General features: G+C 36.3%; 25 protein-coding genes and 2 pseudogenes. 6 read left to right on the forward strand and 21 right to left on the reverse strand.

Translation table 11 applies throughout. The features are described 5' to 3' along the window. The first annotated feature begins 7 nt into the window (after positions 1 to 7). The 3 genes from fabZ (at position 8) to ACFX4W_RS12895 (ending at position 1,643) form a co-directional block, all read left to right on the forward strand. Positions 8 to 433: a 3-hydroxyacyl-ACP dehydratase FabZ gene (gene fabZ, locus ACFX4W_RS12885; RefSeq protein WP_028408452.1), complete on the forward strand. Its 426-nt coding sequence runs from the start codon at positions 8 to 10 to the stop codon at positions 431 to 433. Between the two features lie 137 nt (positions 434 to 570). Then, positions 571 to 846, forward strand: coding sequence for a hypothetical protein (locus tag ACFX4W_RS12890; RefSeq protein WP_016764214.1), 276 nt, complete (start codon positions 571 to 573; stop codon positions 844 to 846). A 176-nt stretch (positions 847 to 1,022) separates the two neighbouring features. Continuing rightward, complete coding sequence (locus tag ACFX4W_RS12895) at positions 1,023 to 1,643, forward strand: NUDIX hydrolase (protein ID WP_043982570.1); 621 nt, start codon at positions 1,023 to 1,025, stop codon at positions 1,641 to 1,643. Between the two features lie 35 nt (positions 1,644 to 1,678). Here ACFX4W_RS12895 and ACFX4W_RS12900 read toward each other — a convergent pair whose 3' ends face one another. Beyond that, positions 1,679 to 2,323, reverse strand: a complete 645-nt coding sequence (locus tag ACFX4W_RS12900) for an SDR family oxidoreductase (RefSeq protein WP_043982571.1) — start codon at positions 2,321 to 2,323, stop codon at positions 1,679 to 1,681. A 411-nt stretch (positions 2,324 to 2,734) separates the two neighbouring features. Here ACFX4W_RS12900 and ACFX4W_RS12905 point away from each other — a divergent pair, with 411 nt between their 5' ends. Further along, a complete protein-coding gene (locus tag ACFX4W_RS12905; protein WP_043982572.1) occupies positions 2,735 to 4,246 on the forward strand; it encodes a class I adenylate-forming enzyme family protein in 1,512 nt (503 codons plus the stop codon). A 36-nt stretch (positions 4,247 to 4,282) separates the two neighbouring features. Here the strand turns inward: ACFX4W_RS12905 and ACFX4W_RS12910 are convergent, their stop codons facing one another. Continuing rightward, positions 4,283 to 4,741 (reverse strand): MarR family winged helix-turn-helix transcriptional regulator, encoded by a 459-nt coding sequence (locus ACFX4W_RS12910; protein ID WP_013057155.1) that lies wholly within the window; start codon positions 4,739 to 4,741, stop codon positions 4,283 to 4,285. Positions 4,742 to 5,141: 400 nt separating this feature from the next. Here ACFX4W_RS12910 and ACFX4W_RS12915 point away from each other — a divergent pair, with 400 nt between their 5' ends. Next, entirely contained in the window at positions 5,142 to 6,104 is a 963-nt protein-coding gene (locus tag ACFX4W_RS12915) for a VanW family protein (RefSeq protein WP_043982574.1), read from the forward strand. A 43-nt stretch (positions 6,105 to 6,147) separates the two neighbouring features. Here the strand turns inward: ACFX4W_RS12915 and mbcS are convergent, their stop codons facing one another. From mbcS to gad, 8 genes and pseudogenes are all read right to left on the reverse strand, one after another. Then, positions 6,148 to 7,728, reverse strand: a complete 1,581-nt coding sequence (gene mbcS / locus ACFX4W_RS12920) for an acyl-CoA synthetase MbcS (RefSeq protein ID WP_165575104.1) — start codon at positions 7,726 to 7,728, stop codon at positions 6,148 to 6,150. 162 nt (positions 7,729 to 7,890) lie between these two features. Continuing rightward, positions 7,891 to 8,589: a hypothetical protein gene (locus tag ACFX4W_RS12925; RefSeq protein WP_043982576.1), complete on the reverse strand. Its 699-nt coding sequence runs from the start codon at positions 8,587 to 8,589 to the stop codon at positions 7,891 to 7,893. A 1,460-nt stretch (positions 8,590 to 10,049) separates the two neighbouring features. Then, the gene (locus ACFX4W_RS12930) at positions 10,050 to 10,733 is read right to left on the reverse strand and encodes an immunity protein Imm33 domain-containing protein (protein ID WP_043982577.1); all 684 of its coding nucleotides are present in this window, start codon (positions 10,731 to 10,733) and stop codon (positions 10,050 to 10,052) included. 112 nt (positions 10,734 to 10,845) lie between these two features. Further along, positions 10,846 to 11,418: a hypothetical protein gene (locus tag ACFX4W_RS12935; protein WP_052500356.1), complete on the reverse strand. Its 573-nt coding sequence runs from the start codon at positions 11,416 to 11,418 to the stop codon at positions 10,846 to 10,848. 22 nt (positions 11,419 to 11,440) lie between these two features. Then, positions 11,441 to 11,566, reverse strand: coding sequence for a hypothetical protein (locus ACFX4W_RS12940; protein WP_272911206.1), 126 nt, complete (start codon positions 11,564 to 11,566; stop codon positions 11,441 to 11,443). A 657-nt stretch (positions 11,567 to 12,223) separates the two neighbouring features. Further along, positions 12,224 to 12,646, reverse strand: a pseudogene (locus tag ACFX4W_RS12945) (DUF7832 domain-containing protein); the annotation flags it as partial. A gap of 308 nt (positions 12,647 to 12,954) precedes the next feature. Then, a complete protein-coding gene (locus ACFX4W_RS12950) occupies positions 12,955 to 13,968 on the reverse strand; it encodes a hypothetical protein (RefSeq protein ID WP_043982578.1) in 1,014 nt (337 codons plus the stop codon). A gap of 214 nt (positions 13,969 to 14,182) precedes the next feature. Further along, positions 14,183 to 15,586: a glutamate decarboxylase gene (gene gad, locus ACFX4W_RS12955; protein ID WP_377559486.1), complete on the reverse strand. Its 1,404-nt coding sequence runs from the start codon at positions 15,584 to 15,586 to the stop codon at positions 14,183 to 14,185. A 225-nt stretch (positions 15,587 to 15,811) separates the two neighbouring features. Here gad and ACFX4W_RS12960 point away from each other — a divergent pair, with 225 nt between their 5' ends. After that, entirely contained in the window at positions 15,812 to 16,333 is a 522-nt protein-coding gene (locus ACFX4W_RS12960) for an LURP-one-related family protein (protein ID WP_043982581.1), read from the forward strand. A 69-nt stretch (positions 16,334 to 16,402) separates the two neighbouring features. Here ACFX4W_RS12960 and ACFX4W_RS12965 read toward each other — a convergent pair whose 3' ends face one another. The 11 genes and pseudogenes from ACFX4W_RS12965 to ACFX4W_RS13015 all read right to left on the reverse strand — a co-directional run bounded on the left by ACFX4W_RS12965 (position 16,403) and on the right by ACFX4W_RS13015 (position 24,218). Continuing rightward, positions 16,403 to 16,714 carry a hypothetical protein gene (locus ACFX4W_RS12965; protein ID WP_043982582.1) on the reverse strand — a complete coding sequence of 104 codons (312 nt, stop codon included), beginning with the start codon at positions 16,712 to 16,714 and terminating at the stop codon, positions 16,403 to 16,405. Between the two features lie 140 nt (positions 16,715 to 16,854). After that, positions 16,855 to 18,816 (reverse strand): GTP-binding protein, encoded by a 1,962-nt coding sequence (locus tag ACFX4W_RS12970; protein WP_043982583.1) that lies wholly within the window; start codon positions 18,814 to 18,816, stop codon positions 16,855 to 16,857. A 118-nt stretch (positions 18,817 to 18,934) separates the two neighbouring features. Then, positions 18,935 to 19,117 carry a hypothetical protein gene (locus ACFX4W_RS12975; protein ID WP_241771402.1) on the reverse strand — a complete coding sequence of 61 codons (183 nt, stop codon included), beginning with the start codon at positions 19,115 to 19,117 and terminating at the stop codon, positions 18,935 to 18,937. Between the two features lie 35 nt (positions 19,118 to 19,152). Then, a complete protein-coding gene (locus ACFX4W_RS12980; RefSeq protein ID WP_080781700.1) occupies positions 19,153 to 19,338 on the reverse strand; it encodes a hypothetical protein in 186 nt (61 codons plus the stop codon). A 219-nt stretch (positions 19,339 to 19,557) separates the two neighbouring features. After that, a pseudogene (locus tag ACFX4W_RS12985) lies at positions 19,558 to 20,352 on the reverse strand (formate/nitrite transporter family protein). Between the two features lie 188 nt (positions 20,353 to 20,540). Next, positions 20,541 to 20,885 carry a Na-translocating system protein MpsC family protein gene (locus ACFX4W_RS12990; protein ID WP_043982585.1) on the reverse strand — a complete coding sequence of 115 codons (345 nt, stop codon included), beginning with the start codon at positions 20,883 to 20,885 and terminating at the stop codon, positions 20,541 to 20,543. A 398-nt stretch (positions 20,886 to 21,283) separates the two neighbouring features. Further along, the gene (locus ACFX4W_RS12995) at positions 21,284 to 21,475 is read right to left on the reverse strand and encodes a hypothetical protein (RefSeq protein ID WP_014459966.1); all 192 of its coding nucleotides are present in this window, start codon (positions 21,473 to 21,475) and stop codon (positions 21,284 to 21,286) included. Between the two features lie 118 nt (positions 21,476 to 21,593). Beyond that, positions 21,594 to 21,785, reverse strand: a complete 192-nt coding sequence (locus ACFX4W_RS13000; RefSeq protein ID WP_025751820.1) for a hypothetical protein — start codon at positions 21,783 to 21,785, stop codon at positions 21,594 to 21,596. A gap of 101 nt (positions 21,786 to 21,886) precedes the next feature. Next, positions 21,887 to 22,450: an MFS transporter gene (locus ACFX4W_RS13005; protein ID WP_013083286.1), complete on the reverse strand. Its 564-nt coding sequence runs from the start codon at positions 22,448 to 22,450 to the stop codon at positions 21,887 to 21,889. Then, positions 22,447 to 23,883, reverse strand: coding sequence for an FAD-binding protein (locus ACFX4W_RS13010; protein ID WP_377560533.1), 1,437 nt, complete (start codon positions 23,881 to 23,883; stop codon positions 22,447 to 22,449). The genes ACFX4W_RS13005 and ACFX4W_RS13010 overlap by 4 nt, the downstream gene beginning before the upstream one ends. Positions 23,884 to 24,080: 197 nt before the next feature. Continuing rightward, the gene (locus ACFX4W_RS13015) at positions 24,081 to 24,218 is read right to left on the reverse strand and encodes a hypothetical protein (RefSeq protein WP_014459963.1); all 138 of its coding nucleotides are present in this window, start codon (positions 24,216 to 24,218) and stop codon (positions 24,081 to 24,083) included. Positions 24,219 to 24,234: the final 16 nt, after the last annotated feature.

Here is a 24,234-nt window from a genome sequence, read left to right on the forward strand (position 1 = left end):
GATACATATGAAAGATATAAAACAAATAAAACATACCATTCAACACCGCTATCCTTTTTTACTTGTTGATCGCATCTTAGAGCAAGAAGAAGGAAAGCTTGCGATAGGGATTAAACAAGTAACAGCAAATGAACCTTTTTTCCAAGGCCACTTCCCGGACTATATGGTAATGCCAGGGGTACTTATTGTCGAAGCTCTTGCCCAGCTCGGTGGATTTGCCATGGCTGCGGATGACCAACAAAAAGGAAGACTTGCCTTTTTAGCGGGAATAGACGAATGTCGTTTTAAGCGTCAAGTAAGGCCAGGAGATACCCTGCGTTTAGAATTTGAGGTTCTCAAGCAGCGCGGAAAGATTGTAAGAGGAAAAGGAAAAGCATTTGTAGATAGCGAGTTGGCTTGTGAAGCGGTCATTACCTTTGCTCTTGATATATAATACAAACCAGGATAAAGCGTATTGAAGGAAAACGCCTTATGGCATAAGAGCGTTTTTTTGTAAATACCTTAGTCAAACTTCCTTTTGATGAAAGAAGAAACGGGGTATAGAAGAAAAAAGGGAGAGGGGAGAATGCGGTGAGAACATTAACGGAAGTTGTTGTATTACTCACACTATTGGGTACGTATATAGGCATCTCACTACTTGTCTACAAACGAAAAAGAACGAACCCGTTTTTCTACAGCATTTACTTTTATTTAGCTACCAGCGTCATTTTGATTTGCTTGGTTATCTTTTGGCTTCAGCTTCGTTTTGGACTCACTGATAAGCAAGTAGGAGGATTGCTTATCAGTGTGGTTGCATTCTTTTTACTTATTTATGGGTTGTTAAAAACAAAACAAAAAGACAGATAGCCGATGCTATCTGTTTTTATTTATATCCATGTTATATATTTTTATCAATTGTAGTGTCAATTGAATGGATCTCTTCATATACTAAAGATAACAGCTTTCTTTTGCAGGTTAGTTGACATCGCAGCTTATAACTCGCTATTCTTTTGATAATTCATTTTGTGAAAGGAAGTGGACGTATGGATACATCCCGTATTATAGCTAAGTTAGAAAATCGGATACCGACAATTCTTGGAATGGAGCAGTTTTCTCGCTTCGGTATTCTTGTTCCGCTTATTGAAAAACAAGGGGAGCTGCATGTTTTATTTGAGGTAAGAGCGCTCGATTTACGAAGACAGCCCGGAGAAATTTGTTTTCCAGGAGGGCGTGTCGAGAAGACGGATGCAGACGAAAAAGAAACGGCTATCCGTGAAACATCCGAGGAGTTAGGGATTACGCCTGAATCTATTCAGCAAGTACAAGCTTTAGATTATATTGTTTCTCAATTTGGAACAATCATTTATCCTTATGTAGGTTTTATTGATGAGTCGCTTGAACTTCGACCGAATCCTTCGGAAGTAGCAGAAGTATTTACCGTGCCTCTTTCTTTTTTTCAGCGTACCGAACCTGATATACACAATATCCATTTCAGAGTAGAACCCGAACATAATTTTCCTTATGACGCGATTATTGGTGGTGAAAATTATAATTGGCAAACAAGAGAGATGGAAGAACATTTTTATTACTATGAAGACCGAGTCATATGGGGACTGACAGCAAAAGTGATTTATCATTTAATACATGTACTAAATGATAAATAAAAAGCAGCGAATACGGATTCGCTGCTTTTTTTATATTAAATAGATTGAATAGCCTCTGCGATAGGCGTATCGCCTGAAACTAAATCAAAAGAACGTCCGAATGTATGATCTTCACTTAGCGTTTCAACTACCACACGCGCTACATCTTCGCGGGGAATGGATCCGCGCTCTTTGTTCTCCCCAGCATCTACACGTCCTGTTCCTGGTTCGTTTAACAATCCGCCTGGTCGAACAATTGTATATGTTAATCCGCTTGCTTCTAAGATTTTATCTGCATAATGTTTGGCTACATAGTAAGGAATTAGTGAAGTATTCCAGTTTTCACGGTGATGTGCTTGAAGTGCGCTTACCATGACAAATCGTTTAATACCTAAATCTTCTGCAGCTTCCATCGATTTTACCGCACCGTCTAAATCAATTAAAAGTGTCTTATCATGGCCTGTATTTCCGCCTGATCCTGCGCTAAAGATAACGGCGTCACAGCCTTTCATCACTTCCTTAATTTCGTGTACAGTGCCTTCTAAGCTTGCAAAAGCCGTTTCGATACCTCTTGCCTCAAGTTCTTTTGCTTGTTCTTCTTTACGAACCATCGCACGTACAGTGTGCACATCACTTTCATTCAAAATGTTTACAATATGTTGGCCTACTTGACCATTCGCACCAATTACAAGAACTTTCATGTCTAAATTTGCTCCTTTCAAATCCAAATGCTTATATATTATTGTTTCATATTCACCGTTTTCATTCAATAAATGAGCTCAAAATCCGGTGAATAAGGGGAAAGTAAGAAAATATATTAAAAAAATGAAAAACAAGAAATAAAAACTAATTTACAAACAAAAAAAGGAAAAAAATAGTTCGTTAAACCCAGTGTCTGAACTGTTTGAATTTTGTAAAATTTTATCAAACCCTTGGTAATACAACACTTCTTAAAAACAGCATCTCTTTTAACATTTCCCGATACAACCTATATAAACACATTTTGATAATTTTAAACTTTTACTTCGGAAAAATTTTTTGTTATTATGTTTTAGTCATTAAAATATTCACGAACGAAATATTTAGTCCGAGCGGACAAGGGAGAGGATAAAATGAACACATTACAATACTTAGTCGCAGAACGTGCAGAGATTTCTCCTCAACATGAAGCACTAGTTGAACATAATGAACGTTATACATTTAATGAATTTTATGAAAAAGTAAATCAATTGTCTCATTACTTCTTAGAGAAAGGCATTCAAAAAGGAGATCGTATTGGTATTTTAGCTCATACAAGCATTGCTTACCCAGTCGTTACAATGGGGATTTTACAAGTGGGAGCAGTCGTTGTTCCATTAAGTAAGAGCATGACACCTTATGAACTGGATAGCATTATTAAGAGCGGACAGTTAAAAGCGATTATCCACCACAACGAATTTACGTCTGTATTAGAAAAAGCGGAACAAACGGATGAACTTAGCTTTACGTTAAAAATTGAGGATGCAAAAGAATTTACAACTCAATTCTCAGCGTATGACACAAACACACCAGAAGCACTTCCTGAAGTACTTCCTGAAGATCTAGCATTGATGATGTTCACATCAGGTACAACAGGTAAGTCAAAAGGATGTATGATTGCACACGGATCAGTAAGTGCCTTTTTAAATTCTGGCGGCCAGGAAGAACGTGCAAATATTGATAAAAGCATGCGCTACTTGTTTGTTCATCCATTCTTCCACATGAGTTCGATGAGCATTTTATTTATGTGCATCAACACAGGAAATACAATGGTATGTTCTGAAGAAACAGATCCAGCTAAAGTAATTGAGGTAATTGAAAAAGAGAACATTAAAATGCTGTTTGCACTACCACCGGCATTAAAATACATTGTAGAAGAGCTTGAAAAAGGAGATCACTATGATTTCCCTCTAAAACTTGCTGTGTCAGGCGGAACAAAAGTATCAGAGTCTTTAATTGAACAATATGATCGTAACGGAATGATTTTAGCTCAAGGGTACGGAAGCACAGAAGCTTGGATTATCAGTTCATGGCATCCTCAAATGGGATGGAAGAAAGTAAGCTCTGCTGGAAAACCTGCTCCACATGTGGAAGTTAAAATTGTAGACCCCCAAACACGTCAAGAAGTTCCAACTGGAGAAAAAGGTGAAGTACTTGTACGAAGCCCTTATCTATTTAAAGGCTACTGGCAAAACGAAGAAGCAACAAACGCTGTCTTACAAGATGGCTGGTTAGCGATGGGCGATGCAGGTCGATTAGATGAGGACGGATTTCTTTACATTGAAGGACGCTATAAAGATGTAATTGTATATGGAGGAGACAACATCTACCCAGATCAAGTAGAAGAAGTTGTCCTAGCAGCAGATGGGGTGTTAGAAGCGACAGTTGTCGGCATGCCTGATGATGTGTACGGCGAAGTTCCATATGCATTTGTTGTTAAACAAGAAGCATCTGCTTTAACTGAAGAAGATGTAGTGAACTTCTGTAAAGAACGATTAGCACCATATAAAGTACCAACTGTTGTATTTGTTTCATCACTTCCTAAAAACAGCGTAGGAAAAGTGTTGAAAAACGAAGTGAAAAAACAAGCCTTAGCACACGCATAATAAAAAAAGCGGCCTTTATAGCCGCTTTTTTTATATTTATTGCTGTAATTTTTGAGATATTTTTTTCATAATGTGAAAGTATTGATCTCTTTCTTCTTCTGATAAGTGTGAAAGTAAATCTGACCAAAAATCGACACGAGTAGCTTGCAATATTTCGACAACTTTTTCGCCTTTTTCCGTCAACTCTACCCACACGCTTCGGCGGTTTTGCTTTTTATAAATACGATTCACAAGCTCATCATCTTCTAATTGATTTAATACAATGGTGATAGCACCAGGTGAGAGCCCAAGTACTTTTGTGATATCGCTAACAATACAGCTTTTTTTATCGTGAATGGTCTTTAAGATTGCCTCTTTTGTTGAAGTTAAATGGTAGGGAAGCAAATCATATTTCTCACCGATTACGGTGTTTTTATATTTTAAAAGAGCTTCTTTTACATGATCTATACTTTCTAGCTGATGACTAATCTCTTCTTTGCTATAACGTTCAGTCAAGCGTAAATCCTCCTCATAAAACAAATTCCATTTTTACCATTATACCATGTATAATGCCCATAGAAAAATGAACAACACTGCGGAAATTGTCAGAAAAATTTTAAAATAATTACCATAATTCGTTAAAAAATCCTTGTTTTCGTGCTATTATATATAAGAATAGTAATAACAGGAAACGCATACAACATTTGTTTTCTATTGAGTTCATAAGAAAAAATGGGGTCTATGAACATCATTCGGCTTTACCTCATGTGTTGAACAAAGAAAAAAATATAAAAAATGGTGATTGTTCACTTTGGCAGATCGTCTTTTACAAGATGTTTGTATAAAATGAATGTATACATATTTTTATAGAAAAAACATATTGAGGTAAAGCCGAGATATGGGGGGATTCAATTACATGAAGAAAGTCTTAGGGGCGCTTTTGCTTGGCGCGACAATTGTTAGTGCGTTTATTGCGTACAGCATGTATACCAATCATTCTGCAAAGCAAACAGCCGCGATAGAACAAAAACAAGCAGCGAAAAAAGCAGAAAAAAAGACTGAGAAAAAGAAAAAACCAGTCCTTAAAGTCGAAGACCTGACGTATCAGCTGAAAGATTCCCGCACAGGAAAAGTAATGAAAGAATTCAAGCCGGTTCATTACAAGGATAAAGACGTATACGACCAAGAAATTAAGCATTTAGCGTCTGAGCTGGCAAAAGGGATCGACACGCCTATGCAAAACATAAAAATGGATGCAAATGGATCGTTAACCGGCGGTTCCAAACAAATCATTTTAAAAGAAGCAGAGCTTGTTAAAAATCTACAGAACTTAAATGCGAAACAATTGGATGTGAAGGTTCCGATTTACGAAACCGCTCCAAATGTAACGGCAGCATCTGCTCAAGGGATCGCTGATGTATCGTTAGCTTCCTATTCTACACGTTTTCGTCCAAGTGATACAAGTCGAAACAGAAATGTTCAGCTATCCGCAGAAGCGATTAACAACGTTGTATTAGGTCCTGGAGATTCATTTTCTTATAATCAAACAGTTGGGGAGCGCACAGCAGAAAGAGGCTATCAGCCTGCTCCTGAAATCATCAACAAACAGCTGGTGATGGGAATTGGCGGAGGGATCTGCCAAACATCTTCTACGCTATTTAATGCTATTGACGGCGCTGGTCTTCAAGTGACAGCTAGATCTCACCATTCAAAACATGTAGGTTATGTACCAGCAGGAAGAGATGCAACTGTATCGTGGGGAGGACCTGATTTTAAGTTTACAAACAACAAAGATTACCCTGTCATCATTAAAGCGTACGCAAACGTAAATACCGGTGTTTTAACGGTGGATGTTCGTACTTCACAGCGTGCTATCTAATAAAAAAAGACGTATCTGTTAGGATACGTCTTTTTTTCATTTATTATGCTTTTTGTTGCTCGCGTTCACGAAGTTCCACACGTCGAATTTTACCTGAATTAGTTTTTGGCAATTCATCAATAAATTCAATTACGCGAGGATACTTGTAAGGTGCAGTTAGAGCCTTTACATGATTTTGCAGCTCTTTAATAAAACCTGTATCTGTTGTTTTTACATGATCGACAAGAACAACATACGCTTTTACAACATGGCCGCGATCAGCATCTGGGCTAGCTATAACGGCACATTCTTTCACCGCTGGATGCTTAATTAATGCATCTTCAACTTCAAATGGCCCAATTGTATAGCCGGAACTGATAATGATATCATCTCCGCGTCCTTGGAACCAGTAATAGTTATCTTCATCTTTAGAAGCGCGGTCACCTGTTAAATAGTAGTTTCCTTTATACGTTTTCTCAGTGCGCTCCATGTCTTTATAGTAGTGCTTGAAAAGAGAAGGGAGGTCTCTACGAACGGCAATGTCCCCAACTTCTCCAGGCTTACAAGGTTCGCCGTCTTCATTAATGATTTCTACAAACCCTTCAAGCATCGGTTTACCCATTGAACCAATCTTTGTTTTTACACCTTTTAATGTACCGATTAAAAGAGTATTCTCTGTTTGACCGTATCCATCACGTACTTGGATATTAAAATATTTTTTAAACACATTAATCACTTCTTCATTTAACGGTTCTCCGGCAGATACAGCGCTATGAAGGTGAGACAGGTCAAAACGTTCAAGCTCATCAATTTTAGCCATAAAGCGGTACTCTGTTGGCGTGCAGCACAGTACGTTTACTTTTTCATCCTGTAAAATTTCTAAAAACTTTTTAGGTTCAAAACGTCCGTTATAGATAATGCCTGTTGCACCTTGTCCAAGTACAGATAAAAACGGAGTCCAAATCCATTTTTGCCAACCAGGACCTGCTGTTGCCCAGACCGTATCGCCTTTTTTAATATCTAACCATTCAGCAGCTGCGATACGAAGGTGAGCATAAGCCCATCCATGAGTATGAACAACGCCTTTTGGCTGTCCTGTTGTACCAGATGTATAAGGAAGGAATGCCGTATCATCCTTAGTTGTTTTAGCTGCTTGGAACTGTTCTGATGCAGCCGCTGTAAGTGACTCTAAGCGCGTCCATGACGTAACATCAGCACCAAACGTAATTTTATGTTGTAGAGAAGTAGGGAAGTTTTCAATCTTATCGATCTCATTGCAGAAAGGATGGTAAGAAATAATCGCTTTTGCTTCAGCGTGATGTAAACGATATTGGATATCTTTTGCGCGTAATAGTTCTGAAGAAGGAATTACAATAATACCTGCTTTTAAGCATGCTAAGTAAATAGCGTACGATTCAATAAGGCGAGGTGCAATAACCAAGACATGATCGCCTTTTGTTAAACCTAGCTCTGTTAACCCGTTTGCCACTTTATTGGCTTTTGCTAACAGCTGGTTATATGTAATTTCCTCACGCGCACCGTCAGCGTCCTGCCACTTTAACGCAAGCTGATCGGATGCATGTTTTTCAATTTCCTCTGTTAAGTTGTAATGTTCACTTGGAACTAAATCTTTTAGTTGAATCATAAAAACGACTCCTTATATTATAGATATCAATGATTTTTTATCATTACTATTATTATATTACTAACTATTAGTACTTGCTACTAATTTGTTTTGAGTTTTAGTAAAAAGCAAAAAAAGACCCGCTTATCTTATTAAGTATTAAGACAGCGGGTATAACGTATGTTATTTAAATAAGCTCCATTTTGTATGAATAGGTACTAGCTCTTCTTCAGACTCGTCCTCTTCGTATAAACCACGTTCTTTTAAATACTCCACAAAATATAAGTCTGCTTCCTTACGTTCATCATAAGGCTTGATCGATAAAACAAACCCTACTTTATGCTGATCTTCATTTTCAACGCCGGAGAGATACGCTTTTACATTATGCTGCAAGAACAGCTCTTTGGCAGGAATAATTAAATCTTTAACGAATTTCGACAGCAATTCCAGCTCAAAGTCGAAGGTGAACTTAGCAATTTTTTCTAGATCTGCAAATACCACGCCGATAAAACTCGTATTATGTATTTCGTAGTCTTTCGTTTTTTCATCCCACTCAATATGTCCGATTTCCTTTAAGTAATTAATAAAATACCCAATGCCTTCATTGCGGCCAAAAGGCTGTTTAGAAAGGACTAAACCAATCTTCTTGTACTTAGGAAGGTACACGCATGAGATAGCGGCTTCAACTTTATGCTGTTGAAATAAGTGCGTTGCCCCTTGAAGCAAGGCATCTAAGACATGATGGGTAATTTTCATTTGCTTACGAGGAAAGTGATATTCATTGCGTGCTAATTCATTTGTATCAGCAAACGTTGCTCCAATAAAGCCTGTATTGGATAGGGTAGGAGGGAGCTTCTTTCTTTTTCTTTTTCGTACCGTCATTCAAAAACACTCCTTGTGATCATCAATACGATGAAAATAAAACGAACATACGTTCTTATCTAATGATACAAAAAATGTGTCGAAAAGTAAAGAGAAGTTAACGGAGAATTTGAAATTTTATAATAAAAGTAACTAAGGTTTGTAAAACGTAGCGGTTAGTAGAAATTAAAGAGGAGAGGGGGAGCAAAAAATAAAAGGCTGCAGATGAAAAGCATCCACAGCCTTTTATATATTCATTAACGAGCTTCTGTTAAAGCTACCATATCTTCATCATCTAAATCGATATCTACGTGACAATCCATTGTATGAATTGTTTTATCTTCATGATTTCCATAATAAATTGTAATGTTCATGAGTATCGCTCCTTTAAAACTGGATAATGACATCCAATTTATACCGTCATCTATTTGTTTAATATTATACCCGATGAAAAAGGAAACTACAACTAAAATCACTAAAAAGCTGATAAGAAAGGGGTTTTTAGTGATTTTAACAAGAAATCAGACAGAATAAAAATACTAATTAGTGTATTTTATTACAGGAAATACGAGGTTTTCACTTTTATAAATGAATAAAAATCCATTTAATGCAAACATATGTACTAAATGAAAAATATACGTTCTGTAGCAAATAAATCCTTAAAAGATTAAACGTAAACAGATTTTATCAATTTGCAAAGAGTTCATTGAGAATACGATGAGAAAAAATAAATAAGTATAAAATCTAAATCCTACAAGTAAACTCATTTGTTTTCAAAATCTATAAATATAAATCGAACTGATCAAACTTAAAAACAATCTGGTGAAATCAATATGCATTCTATAAAATCATATCCGCATTTGTTCTAATTGAACAAATATTGTTGATAATTAGTTTAGTGAGTTAAATCATATAAATACAAACCCTATCTCATTTTTAAATTCCGTCTCACTATTATAAGTATACTTTGTTTATGAGACAGAATTCGCGTTTTACCTATTGGTTCCTAGAATATATATTATGTAAACTAGAAAAAGAAATAAAATCGTTAGGGTCTCCCTTGCTCTTAGAACCTTGGAATGTCTATCACCTTTTGCTTTTTCTTTAAAGTGTGTAGATTTGTTTTCAAGTCAGCTGGTTTTACTCTCATGATTTTAATTTGGAGCTGTAAACAGAACTCTTAAAAATCGACTGAATGATGCTTTTAAAGTCAAATGTGAAATAGTACAAGCTATAGATTATATCTTAGAAATGGTTAAAATGACCGCTCACTTAATCACAATCGCCTGAATACGCCAGTACGTATCATTTTATATGTAATCAAGTAACTCCTTATGGTTTATCCTAGAACTTTACAATTTTGTATCCCGAGTTTCAAGTAGCTATATTTGATGTAGAAGCGCAAAGAAAGGGAAAAAGAACAACTTCTTCCCCTCCGTTCGCTTGTCATACAAACTTTTCAAGTTACTAGTTGCAAGCTTTCACTCACTAAGGTATGTTTCCCAATCGTAGTCATGAATTCTATCAAATTTCCCAAACTCATTTCTTTCGTAAGCACATAGCGGTGATTTATTTATAAAAGCTAAAATTGAGTCATCAACATTTAAAGCAACTCCTAGAGCTACAATTTGAAAATTATTTGGATTACTAGTAAATTCATCGTCTTCGTATCCGCTAAAGATAACCCATCCTGAATCATTTGGTTCATTTGGTTTATCCTTTAACAGAAAATTAAACTCGTTTCTTTCTAAAACATCATTGCTAACTGTTACGAGGGTATTAAAGTAATAGTCCATCTTTGCAGCGTCATCGTCTTCATATTCAGTATCACAAATATGTTCAGTGCCAAAATGCAGGATTTGACCAAGTTTTAAGCCCTTTAAATGATAAGGTTCATTATCAAGCTTTCCAACAAAGTTCTCTTTGTTTCTATCCGTAATTTCCACCCACATTCTTTCTCCTTTGTAACCAGCTGTATCTGAATCACTAAAGAAAACTAACTTCACCAGGTCTCCCGCTTTTAATTTATCCGTCACCGCTTTGCTTGGCTTGTAAAATGTATAAGGAGATTCTTTGTTTCTTTCATAAACATTATCTAATTGCCAATATGTATTGCTATCCTCATGTTTTTTATTAGTAGAATGTTTTTTGAACCAACTTTTCATAAAATACATTACCTCTTTGATTTATATAATTTAAATTTCTTTAATTGGATACTGAGTTAAAATAGATTCTAACCCTTGAATAAACGCATCTGTGTAAGTCGAATTTTATGTTTTAATACTCTTTCGGGTTGATGATGGTGTAAACTTTTATGCTCTTTTCCTCAATCCCTATAAAATGAGCTTTTTGCCTTGTATCTAGTCCTCTAAGGGTTCCGCTTAACTTACCTATTTTTTTAGCACCACTGTCTTCTGCTTTCCAACTGTATAAAGTTCCTTCCTTGTTGTATGGGCTGTAAAAATAGCTATATTCTCCTCTAATACTTATTGCTTGTGATCCATGTAACGTTTCAGGAGTTTGATGTGCAATAAAAGAATTCTTCTCGGGATTTACTTCAATTAACTCAAAATCTGTATATGGATATAACCAAAGTGTCGTATTTTTACCTCTGCAAATTGCATAACAATCTGCAATGGATGGAGCATCTGGTAAATGAGTGTGATATTGAAAAGTTGGGGAACCTGTATTATCAAATAATACTAACCCTTCTGTTGATATCCCTTCACCAAAAACGCCTTCGTCGAAATAGCTGCACCATATTCCTTCTTTACTAACCGCTACGTCTTGCACAGCATCTCCACAATAGAATGACCGTATGACTTCTCCATCGATATTCATAATAAACAAATTGTGCTTTTCTCCCTTAGTTCTAGGATTCATTATCAAAATTTTGAACTAAGACCAGTCCATATTCATCTTTGTAATCTGCATCAATGATATTTAAACAATTATCATCAGGTTCGATGGTAAAAATAGTCGTCTCTACAATCCTCAAAGCTAGTCACCCTTTATATTATAAGAAAGCGGAAAATAAACTTAATTTAAAATTAGAAATGAATAAAAACTTCCCGCTTGCTTTGATCTTATTTATTTTCACTAGGTTTAGTGGGTATGTAAATCTACTTTTACTCAGCTATTTAGCCCATTTTTCTTCACTATCTATCCACTTGTTCTTGTGTAAATCAAAAGATTTTATATCATCATGGAAGCCTAAATAGACAGGCAATTCAAAGCTTTTGCCACCCGCTTTATTCCAGCAGGAAACAAACCACCTTACAATAGTTTCTTCTTCAGCAGCAGAGATGGATTCTTCATTTTGCTCATAAAACTCCCAAAAAGCGTCCGAGTTTTCAGCAGGAAGATCATAGTATTGAGTCTCGTCAAATAAAGGATGACTACCTGAAAAAATCTTTCTGTCATTTCCTTCATAAAAAACTTCATTCGCTTCATCATCCATAGAAAACATCATAATAGACAAATCAAACGGTTGCATAAAAATCTCAAAGTCCAGCAAATCAATTCCTTCATAATAATGAAAAGTCTGTATCTCTTTTATGTTTGCAATCAATACATGTTCATTTTTTTGAAGATTTTCTTTTAAGGAACTAATATAATCGTCAATTGTAAACATCGTATTCCCCTTGGTCGTTGTTTTTTTATGTTTCCAGCTATTAAAACGCTCATTAAGTTTCGGTTTTAACGTTTCATAATTTCCCCATGTGTCTTTCACTTCGTAAAGAGATTTCACATGAGGAAATACTTCTTCATAATCATCCAAATAAACACCGTCTTTAAAGTCAAAATAGGATTTTGTAAAGGCATTACCCTCCTCATTTAACATATCACTTACAAATACACCATCCCAGTTCATGTATATTTCAGTTCCTGTCATTTTCTTTTGTTTAAATTTGATGATTTCATTAGCAGCCGCTTCTTTAAATTCTTTGCTATATAAATGGTTCTCAATAATCCACCCCAGATACATTCCCGTATGTACAAAACCTTGTTTATCATCTAACCCTTCTGGAAAGTCTCCCTCATAATGCCATTTTGCTTTATCATAAACCACTGTCATATTTTCCTTCTCTTTTTTTGCTTCTTTTATTCCTTCAGGTCTAGCTGATTCACTTCGAATCATAGAATTCGAGTTTTCTTCGCATCCTTGTAAAAATAAAAAAGTAAACATAAATAACGAAATGTATTTTAATTTGTGCAAAAGTGGTCCTCCAAGTCTAATAAAATATTTACTAATAGCAAAGCAGTAACAACTTTCAATTTCATCTATATCATCGCTCCATTTTTCAGAGGATTCCTATAAAATAAAAATTATACCTTAAAAAAAGAAGCCATTCCTTTTTAGGAACGCTTCTTTTTTTCTTTCTATTAGTAACCATCTACCGTAACATCAGTAATGGACCCATCACTAGGACTTACTTGATACCAATCTTGTGTAGCTGTATGTTCCTCTCCTGTTTCTTCATTATCCACAACATTTTCATAAACATGGATAATATAGTTTCCTGAATCGTCAACGTAATCATATGTTACAAGGAGAGGTGAATCTTCAGATATGCCTTGCTGATCACGAACTAGCTGGATAGCTTGCTCTTGGGAAACTGTTTGTTCGGCTGGTTCCTCTTCCTCAATTGCTTCTGTATCTTCTTCTTGCTCTGGTTCTGATTCCGATTCCGTTTGGACCTCATCTTCTGAATCAGCCTGAACTTCTTCCTCATCCGCTTTTGCCTGAGCTTCCTCTTCCTCCTGCTGTTTCTTCTCTTCTTCTGCTAAACGTTCTTCTTCCGCTTTGCGATCTGCTTCTGCCTGAGCTTCAGCTTCTGCATCAGCTTTGGCCTGCGCCTCTTCTTCTTTTTGTCGGTCTTCTTCTATCTGCGCATAGTAATCATCTAATTCCTTTTCCATTTGTTGCTGTTCAAGGTCTGATAATTGCTTTTGTTGTTCTTGTATTTGGTTTTGAAGCAAAGCAATTTGTTCTTCTGAAGCATTATCAACAAAATTGATGTTTTCTACATAATCACCACTGGCGTCAAAATTAACTTCCATCATACAAAAAACATTTTGCTCTTGATTAATACCATAGTAAATATACTGATTGTCACCTACTTGGATATACTGATAACCATTCATTACGTTTAATAAGTAATCGCGATCAGCCTCTTTAGAATTAACTGCTTTTTTAATGGTTGATGCTTTTGTTTGTAATGTATTTGGCGATGATTCTTTTACAGCCGTTTTATTGCCATTTTCTTTCGTATGAACCGCTGTTGATTTCTCTGTAGGCTCTTCTTTTTGCGATACAGTTTCACTGGACTCCTCGCTACAGGCTGCTAGCAATATAGCTAACAGCGGAATACCCAAAGCAACTTTCAACATTTTCATAGACTATTATCCCCTTTTTTTATCTTTTTTTAGGTTTTATATAATTCTAAAGAACTATAAAACCTTAGGGGTTATTATACCAAAATTAAGAAAATATAAGAATATTTTCTTGTGTTGTTTTTGGAATTTTTTGAAAAAATTATCTTTTTATGCATAAAAAAACACAAAGCCATGCAATTTTTCATAACACGTCTTTGTGTTTTCGTAACAAATGTTAATGATGAAATCCATTGTCGTATTTCGTGTCTTTAAGAACAGGTCTATCCAATGAGTTAAGAAATTCAACGGCTTGTTTGAAATTAACCATAAATAAATGAGCCAGGTCCCTTGAAAATCCATTTCTAACGACAATGCGCATGATTGTTATTTCTTCCATGTCTGCAGGTAGTGGATAAGCAGGAACTTGCCATCCATACGTACGCAGTTGTCTAGACAAATCATAAAGCGTCCAGTTTGGTGTATATCCTTCTTTCAGTTTCCAAGCAAGAACCGGGATATCTGAACCATCAGCAAGAATTTCGAACGCTTCCATTTCTCCAATTTCTTTGCTGAGAAACAGCGCGTTTTCTTGGGAGGTTTTTTGCACGGCATAATAGCCGTCTTTACCTAAACGCAAGAAATTGTAGTACTGTAAAAGAACTTGTGCTCCTGGTCTAGAGAAGTTGAGCGCAAAAGTTGGCATGTTGCCTCCTAAATAAGAAACGAGAAAAATAAGATCTTCAGGCAAGTCTTCTTTTTCTCTCCAAATCACCCACCCTAAACCAGGGTAAACTAAACCATACTTGTGTCCTGATACGTTAATGGACTTTACTCGCGGCAAGCGGAAATCCCAGATAAGGTCTGGTTGGAGAAATGGAGCGATAAAACCTCCAGAAGCAGCGTCTACATGGATAGGTATATCCAACCCTGTTTTTTCTTGTAACTCATCTAAAGCTTTTGCGATAGCAGCAATTGGTTCGTAAACTCCTGTATACGTCACTCCAAGAATCGGTACGACGCCAATTGTATTTTCGTCAACCGCATTAATGACGCCTTCTGCATCTAAATAAGGATGATCTGGATTAATGTTCACATAACGAGGTTCTACGTCCCAATAGTTTGCGAACTTCTCCCACACTACTTGAACGGATGAACTAAATACAATGTTCGGGCGGTCTGTTGATAGCCCTTTACTTTTACGCAGTTTCTGCCAGCGTCTTTTTAAAGCCAGTCCGCCAAGCATACATGCTTCAGATGAGCCTGTAGTAGAAACGCCCATCGTTGTATCAGGATTAGGTGAATTCCAAAGGTCCGCTAAAATACGTACGCATCTCTCTTCAATAGCCGCTGTCTGCGGATACTCGTCTTTATCAATCATATTTTTATCAAAAGACTCTCCGTACAAACGCTTTGCATCAGGTTCCATCCACGTAGTAACAAACGTAGCTAAATTTAAACGGGCATTTCCGTCTAAAGCAATTTCATCATGAATGATTTGATAAGCTGTTTCTGGAAGCATACCTTGATCACTGATACGCAGCCTTGGAATCGTCACTTCTCCTTGTCGAGAAAAAAGCGGATTAACAGGAAATTCATCAGGTAAATTTTTTTGTTCACGATGCGGGTGCCATTGAGGCATAAAGTATCATCTCCTTATGTATATCTAACAAATTACTTTACGTTCCACCTGGTGTTGTAACAAGCAGGTCTCCTTTACACATTATGAGCTTTGAAACCTATTTTCATTCTTCTCATTATCCGTAGCACGTAAGGATGAACTTTATTTAATAATACCCATGAAAACTGTCTTACCAAACTCAAAAGGTGTAAAATATGGTAATATATTGTAAAAGGAGGTTTTTAAATGGAGAAACAAGGGATTATCTTGCAAGATAAGTTTTTCGAGTTAGGTGAATCTCCTATCTATAATGAATCACAAGACGTTATTGGAAATGTCGCATATAAGTTATCTATTGCTAATAAATTTGAGATTTTAAAGGACGAAGAAATTATATTTACAGGTAAATCTAAAATGTTTGCCCTTATGCCGAAGCTGATTATTTCTGATTCCCACGGAAATGAAGTTGGCATGATTCAGCGAAAATTTACTTTTTTTAAAAAGAAGTATCTTTATATCAGAAACGATGGCGATACATATGAAATTACTGGGAATATAACAGATCGCAAATTCGACGTTTTGCGTTCCGGCGTTCCTATTATTCAAGTCCGCACACTCTCTTCCTTTCTGTCATTACGTCCCCACACGTTTGCTTTAGAATTTCTCGAACCTGATCTTGATAAGTGGGAAGGAATTGCGGTTGTACAAGGCGTAAGGATGATGGTGAAAGACGAAAACAGCAGTACAGCTACTGCTCCCGCTCAATAGTGGTTATAGAAGGTTATATGATATAAAAAAACGAACAAACTTTATATTGAAGTTTGTTCGTTTTTTTAATTAAGGGCCAAATACTAATGTACCGATAACATGGTAGCCAATTGGTACAAGAAACAAGATGATATTTAAAATAATCGCCCATAGACAGAGCTTGTCTTTTTTTATAAAAAACCCAATAATTGCAGGAACAATCATGAGCGGAACTAAAAAGATAGGTGCGATAATAGGCAGTCCTTGAAGCTTTTCAGCCGCAATAAGTCCTATAAAAAAGTTAAGGATCAATAAAGTATTAATAATGACGTATAAAAGTGAAATTCCTCCAAGAATCCCACCTATTATACCGCTTTTAGTTGTATTAACAGTAGCATCCACGTTTCTGTCACCTCTTTTTGGAAATATAAGTAAACTATACTATAATGTGGTTTTTATTGTAAAGGTATGGAGAAAACAGCTGTTGAAAGATTGCAAAGATTGCTACGAAAAAAGCACTGTAGCAATCGCTACAGTGCTTTTTATAAACAGTGCATTTTTTCCTCTGCTTCCTTCCAAGAAACCGTATAGCCCTGTCCTTTGGCGCAAAAGACGGATGATGAGCTGTATTCGGGATCCGCCTCTTTATTGTAGCGGATTTGTTCAATCACTTCTGCTTCATTATGACAGCGTTCATACCCTCCGAATAACAGAGACATCGCTCCTTTTCCATGCGTAAAAGATGCTAGCGTCGAACCGTAGGTCATAAAAGTAGCAACAGGAACTTTGCCTGTAATAATCGCTTTGTTTTCGGTTGTTTCAGGGGAATCAAAGCGACCGTTTGCACTTTGAACATCCGCTAATACCCTCCCCATTTGATCAATATCTACTTTAATTTTGAAATCATAATACGGTTCTAGCACAATATTTTCTGCTTTTTCTAACCCTTGTCGCAGTGCACGGTACGTTGCTTCTCTAAAATCTCCTCCGCTTGTATGCTTGTTGTGAGCTCGTCCAGTACATAATGTCACTTTTATATCAGTAATAGGTGAACCCGTTAACAAACCATGATGCGGCTTTTCAAATATATGCTGACGGACTAGATTTTGATACCCCACGGATAAATCGTCGGCGTGACAAGCATTTTCAAAAGTAATTCCGCTGTTTCGTTCCGCTGCTTCTATTTTCAAATGAACTTCTGCATAGTGTTTCAACGGTTCAAAATGCCCGTATCCCATCACTGTATTTTGAATGGATTCTTTGTACAAAATTTCTGGTTCTTCAAACTGTACGTTTATATTAAAACGTTCTTTTATCAGTTTTTCGAGAACTTCTAGCTGAATTGCTCCCATCACATGAATATGAAGCTCTTGAGTCCTTTCTTCCCACGTCACATGTAAAGAAGGGTCTTCAGCATCTAATAATTGAAAAAGTTTAATTCCTTCTTTTGGATGAACAGAAGGCTCAAAAACAACTTTTGATTTTAACGTAGGCAAAAGTTCGTAGGAGCGGCTTTCTTTTAATGTTCCAAGACCGTCTCCAATCGATGCTGAAGACAACCCTGTAACCGCAAAAAGTTCGCCAGCTGAACCTTCATTTACGTTTTCAAATGTACTTCCGTTATAAGCACGAATTCGAGTGATTTTTTCTTCGTATAGCTCTCCGTTTTTTTCATAAGCCACTTTATCACGCACCTGCATTGTCCCGCTTAGAGCTTTGATAAACGTGATGCGCATGCCGTTTTCATCGTGCCGAATTTTATATACACGACCTGAAAATGCTTCTTCCTTCGAGTAGCGAGTTTCTGTTAGCAAATCGAGCTTCTCTAAAAAACTTTCAATGCCGATATCTTGTAAAGCTGAACCACAAGCACACGGGAAAAGCTGATTGGTTTGAATAAGCTTTTGCATAGCTGCTTTCCAATAAGCTTGATCATTCTTGCCTTCCATAAATGCATCTAAAAGCTCTTCATCTTTTTCAGCTATAAATTCAATAAGTTCCTCACTTAACGAGCCATCTATAAGCTCTGACGTTATGTCAAAAACATCGGGGGTTAAGTTATGTTTAATATCGTTTATAACACGTTCAGGATTTGCTCCTACACGATCGATTTTATTGATGAAAAAGAATACGGGCACACGATGTTTTTGAAGCAGCTGCCAAACGGTTTCTGTATGGCCTTCGACTCCTTCTACTGCACTTAAGATAACAATTGCATAGTCCATCACTTGAATAGAACGTTCCATTTCAGGTGAAAAATCGACGTGGCCAGGCGTATCAATTAAATAGTAAGTAGAACCGTTATATGAAAAAGTTCCTTGATCGGCAAATACCGTAATTCCTCGTTCTTTTTCAATCGTATGGGTATCAAGAAAGGAATCTTTGTGGTCGACTCTTCCTCGTTGTTTAATACTTTTGGTATGATAAAGAAGCTGTTCGGAAAACGTTGTCTTTCCTGCATCGACATGCGCTACGATACCGATCGTTTTGCTAGATTGTTTCATTATATTAAATACCACCTTACTGCTGCATGTATAGCTGTTACTTTCTATTTTATAATAATCTTAAGAAAAAGTGGACGACAAAGGCCTAGAACTGCTCACACCAAAAAAGAATGCGTGATTAAACATCGCATTCCCTTTTTGTACGGCGTTTAATATCTTTTTTGCCTTTCACTATAAAAATAGCTGCTATAAAGCACCCAATTCCAGATAAATGCATGATGTTATTACCTGTCGCGCCTAGACTGTTACTGGTCAACCCAACTAAAATGCTGCCAAATATAATCAATAAAACAGCAAACATGAACTTCAATTTTTTCACTCTCCTTTAATACGCTATTAAATATGATTTGCATACAGATCATATACACCAGTGATTAATAATAGACCTGCTGATAAAATCAATGTTCCTGCGATTAACAAACTGTTGCTACATACCTTTTTTCTCTTTTTGCGTAAAAACATTCCTGATATAAGAAATAGTAGTGCGACAGATAGCAGAATCAATCCTATACCAATATTCACTCTTTCTTTCTCTCCCTTGCCAATGTATTCTCTACCATCTAGTTAACCATAATATTATTATGGGAATAAAAAACGAACTTGACCCTTTACCGAACCTTAATTGTTTTATATGTTATCATACATAAATTGTTAAAAGTACATTTTTTCACCTTTCATTATCAAAAAAGCAGCCTCTTTACTAAGAGACTGCTTTTTTTTTATGACAACTGATAAAACCGCTTAAGAAGCTTTTTTTAATTGTTCTTTTTGTTTCCGTTGATAAGAAGAAAAATAAATAAGGCCTACAAATACAGCTCCTCCTATCATATTTCCAATAAAGGTAGGGATAATATTTGCAATAAAATCAATCCATGTAAAGTGACCTGCAAAAATAGCGGCGGGAATAATAAACATATTGGCTACAACGTGCTGAAAGCCAATCGCAACAAATGCCATAATCGGAAACCAAATACCAAGAATTTTCCCCGTAACATCGTCAGCGCCGTATGAAAGCCAAATAGCTAAACATACAAGCCAGTTGCAGCCCACAGCAGAAATAAGCGTTTTAAAAAACGAATCATCAATTTTAACTTGAGCAATTGCTATCGTTTTATCTAAAAAAGGCCCTGTTTCTGTTAAACCTACAATATGTCCAAAGAAATATGCAATAAACACAGCACCTAAAAAGTTAGCAAGCGTGACCCAAAACCAGTTATGAAACAAGTGACGAAGTGAAATTTTTCTTGCATACAGGGCAATGGAAACAGACATCATATTCCCCGTAATAAGCTACGCTCCCCCAAGTACGACCAGCATAAGACCTACAGGAAAGACGGCCCCTCCTAAAAGATTCGATAAACTTCCCCATTCAGCCGGTAAATTACCAATGACGCGTACATCTAGTAAAAAACCAAGCGCAATAAACGCGCCTCCTAAAAACCCAAGCATGAGAATGGAAGAAAGGGATAGCTTCGTTTTTGAAACCCCCGCTTCTAAAGCGATGTTTAACATTTTATCCGGCTTGTGAAATGCCATAAAACTCCTCCTTAACTAAAAAAGGCAGCACTCAAAAACACCTTTTACACAAGGTTTTTGAATGCTGCCTAATAATCCTGCACTTTCTTTACAGTATATCAGTCATCATTATCTATAATAAAATCAAATAAAAAACAAGCAGATCCTACTTCTCTTTCATTTAATTAAATTATGTATTTTACGTTGTTCTACTGAATATTGGTTTCAAACACAAACACAGAAACAGCGATATCTTCTTCTACTTTGATATCAGAAAATAAGTACTCCAGCTTAGCTCCTAACAAGTCTTCAAGCCCCTCTGGAGGAGATGAAACGTAAAGGTTTTGAATAAGCTTTGTTCTTGCCATATGTACCGTCTCTTTACCTTCGGTTGTTCTCGCGATAAATTGTTCAGCTGGCGTTAAGTTGCCGTACAAAGTTGAAATAGCCATATTTTGAACAAATACAGTATGAATTCGTTCTGGACCTTTTCCAAAAAGTTTTTTGCGCAGCTTTCGGATAATATCATTAAAATCATGTATTTTCTTAGACACTGGTGTATGCCTCCGCTTATCTCGAGTATGTCTCCCTTGCTCATTCAAGTTTTCAACTAAGAATAAGTTACATTATACATGACGACGTTTACATTGTATACAATGTATCTGTTTTATCCCCGTTAATCCAAATCATCGCAAAACCATTACGAAATGATAAAAAAAATCCTTCACTTATTAAAGTGAAGGATTACCTTTATATCTCTACTTAAAGGTTACAAATGGATTCTCAGTTATCAAAGAAATAACTAAGAACTTTGACAAAATAGCATGTCAAAATAGTCAAGTGGTATGTTTGTACCAGTAGTTAATGCTATCACGTTAAAGCCATGGAATCCAATTAGTTTACTTTCATAATACTTTATTTAATTTAAATATCCTTTTTTGATAGGAAACCCTTAATCTTCATCACGATCTGCTCTAAATTCATCATCAGATAATGAATTTAGTTGGTGGCTAAGCTTTTCGTAGTTATCTTGTTTCTGATTTTGTTGTACATCACTAGATATAGGAGCTTCACTAGAAACAGTAGATTTTTTTCTCGTCTCTTCGCCTCCACTAACTCCAAACCCAACATTGTTATCTGTCATCGGATTCACCTCTTTAACTGTTATTATGGAGAATTGCTCTAAAAAAATAACAGGAAACAAAAGGGATTCCCACTTAGCTAATAGCGGTCCAAGCTTCCTTACTTACACCAAATCGTATTTAAATAAGGAAATGACCTGCTTTAACCCCATAGGCAATACCAACAAAAAAACTTGCTATACCTAGTGTTTGACTTTTACATACATACTTTATAGTTAAGCCTGGAATCAGACCCCATATAATGATGAAAATAGCGAACGATACTATAATAGAAGACCATGCATCTTGCCCTGATATACTTATACCTTGCATAAACGTTTCTCCTTTCAGTACTTATATCGGGAGAACATAAATTTTTTATAGTATCTTATAATACAAACTAAAAAATTCAAGTGACCTGTCCATATATGCTTTTACAGCGAATGGTGGCGTTCAAGCTCGACTGTTTTTGGTTTTTGCCATATTAATACCCCTGCCGCTACATACATAAACGAAGTGATGTAAAAAAGGCTGCCGATTGTAAGGAAATCAATGATATACCCTGTTGCAATCACGGCTAAAGCTGCCCATATAGAGGTCCATAAATGATAGTGTCCTACTTGTTTTCCTGTATGAGCACGATCTGTCTGCCTAGATAACGCTATTTTTTCTGCTGTTTTTTGAAGAGCTCCAAGTAGCCCCATTATAACTTGAATGATATACACCTGCGTAATAGTTGATAGAACGGGAATCACAAGCATAACAACCGCCATCCCAAACGTATATAAAATGAGCAAGCGCTTTTCTCCTACTCTGTCACTCCATGAACCGATTAAAGGGTGACTCAAAGCTGCGGTTAAAGCAAAAATTCCGTAAGCTAAGCCAAATTGTGAATAACTATCGCCAAGATTTCGAAGCAGTAAAAGGTAAAAAGGAAAAACAATACTGCTTGCAGTAATCATCAGGCTTTGTGAGTGTAAGAGTTGTTTGTACGTCATTTTCCATACTCCTTATAAAATAAATTAACGAACGTTTCCTTTGGATCATAATTTCTTTTTAAATTAAAAAAGGCGGTTGTATGAGGGTAAGCCTCTTCTAATTGCTTCTTGCTTGGGTAGCCGTAGTAAGGCAAGTAATAGCTTCCCTGGTGCTGCAGCGTTACATCCACCATTTTTCTGACAACTCTTTGTATATCAGCCATGCCTTGATGGTCTTTTTTCTGGTTAATAAGGAAAACGAGAGCAAACATGTCGTCTTTTGCATAAGACATGACGGCTTTATTGTCTTTTTCTACATAGCGAACAGTAATGTTCAGTAAATTTAATTTCTCTGTTGCTAACACTTCGCGTAAATCATCGATGTAAGAAGCAAATTCATCAACCGGAACGAAGTATTCTTGTAAAACTTCCGTCCGGCTAGCACTTTCGTATTCCATAAAATCACTTTCAGAACGCATAACATTATTTCTTGTTTCAAGCCGTCCATTTTGTCTTAAAAAATAAGCCTTTTGTGTTTCCCACAGCATATCTTTTCCCCAGTCACTGTAACGAGACAGTCCTAGCATAAATTTAGGAAGTGCCACTATTTTTTCTGTTTTGAGCGGTTCTTTTACAGTAGAAGTATTTTGAGAAGATAAGCGATAGTTTGTGACGTACATATCTGTTAGCAATTGATTAGGAGAAACAGAAATACGCGCCATATGCATACGAACGTCAGGGTTATGCTGTACGTAGTTTTTAAAATACGCTGTATACTGTCTATAATCTAAGCGGATAATTTCATCTTCGTACCATTCATCGTCCGTCAAACGAAGCGTCACATCTAAAATGACTCCAAATAACCCGTAGCCTCCGTTTACTAAAGAAAACAGCTCAGGGTGTTTTGTCCGGCTAATTTCGATAATAGACCCGTCGGCCTGCAGGAGACGCATAGATTTTACCGTATCCATTAAAGAACCGTATCGAATATCTCTGCCGTGTACGTTCACGCTAATAGAACCTCCAACGGTAAAAATATTTTGTGATTGCATAACCTGAAGAGCAAGGCCGTCTTTATGTATATATTGCTGAATATCATTCCACGTTGTCCCGCTTTGAACCGTAATTTCTTTTTGACGTGGCTTGTAATCTACAATTTTATTGTACTGCTTCATATCAAGTAAAATAGCATTCGGATAATACGTCTGCCCTCCTTGACTGTGCTGCATGCCTGAAATCGCTATTTTTTCATGATGCTGTGAAGCGGTTTTCACCCAATCTTTCAGCTGTTTTTCAGTTGTTCCGTGCTTTATTTCTTTGACTTTTGTAGGAAGAAGCCGAGCAACATCTTTCGTTACAGGACGGCTTTGCTGCTGTTTATAAATATGATAGGAGGCATATGAACCTACTAGATAAAAAGATAAAAAAGTTCCTAACAACACGTTTTTCTTCATCACAAACTGTAAGCTCCTTTCTTTATTTTTGTGAAATTATACCATATTAAAAGTGAAATAATACTATAAAAGTGTAATTTTACACTATATTATAATTCATTTTGAGAAAGTATATGAAAAAAACTTGTAATTTAATGTATGTTAACCTTATTGAAACAAAAAAAGAAAAGACCTAGCGTCTTTTCTTTTTTGTTTCTTTATTTTTCAGCTTCGTATGCAACTAAAGCTACTCTTTTTCCTAACGTTTGTTGAAACTGCTCTTCTAGCTGTTTCAGCTTCGCGTGCATATCATCGTTAATTGAAGCTGGCTCAAAGGTCATTTTTGTTTGCTCCATCATACTGTCACCTCTT

The organism is Priestia sp. YIM B13489 (assembly GCF_042787645.1).
Lineage (GTDB): Bacteria > Bacillota > Bacilli > Bacillales > Bacillaceae_H > Priestia > Priestia megaterium.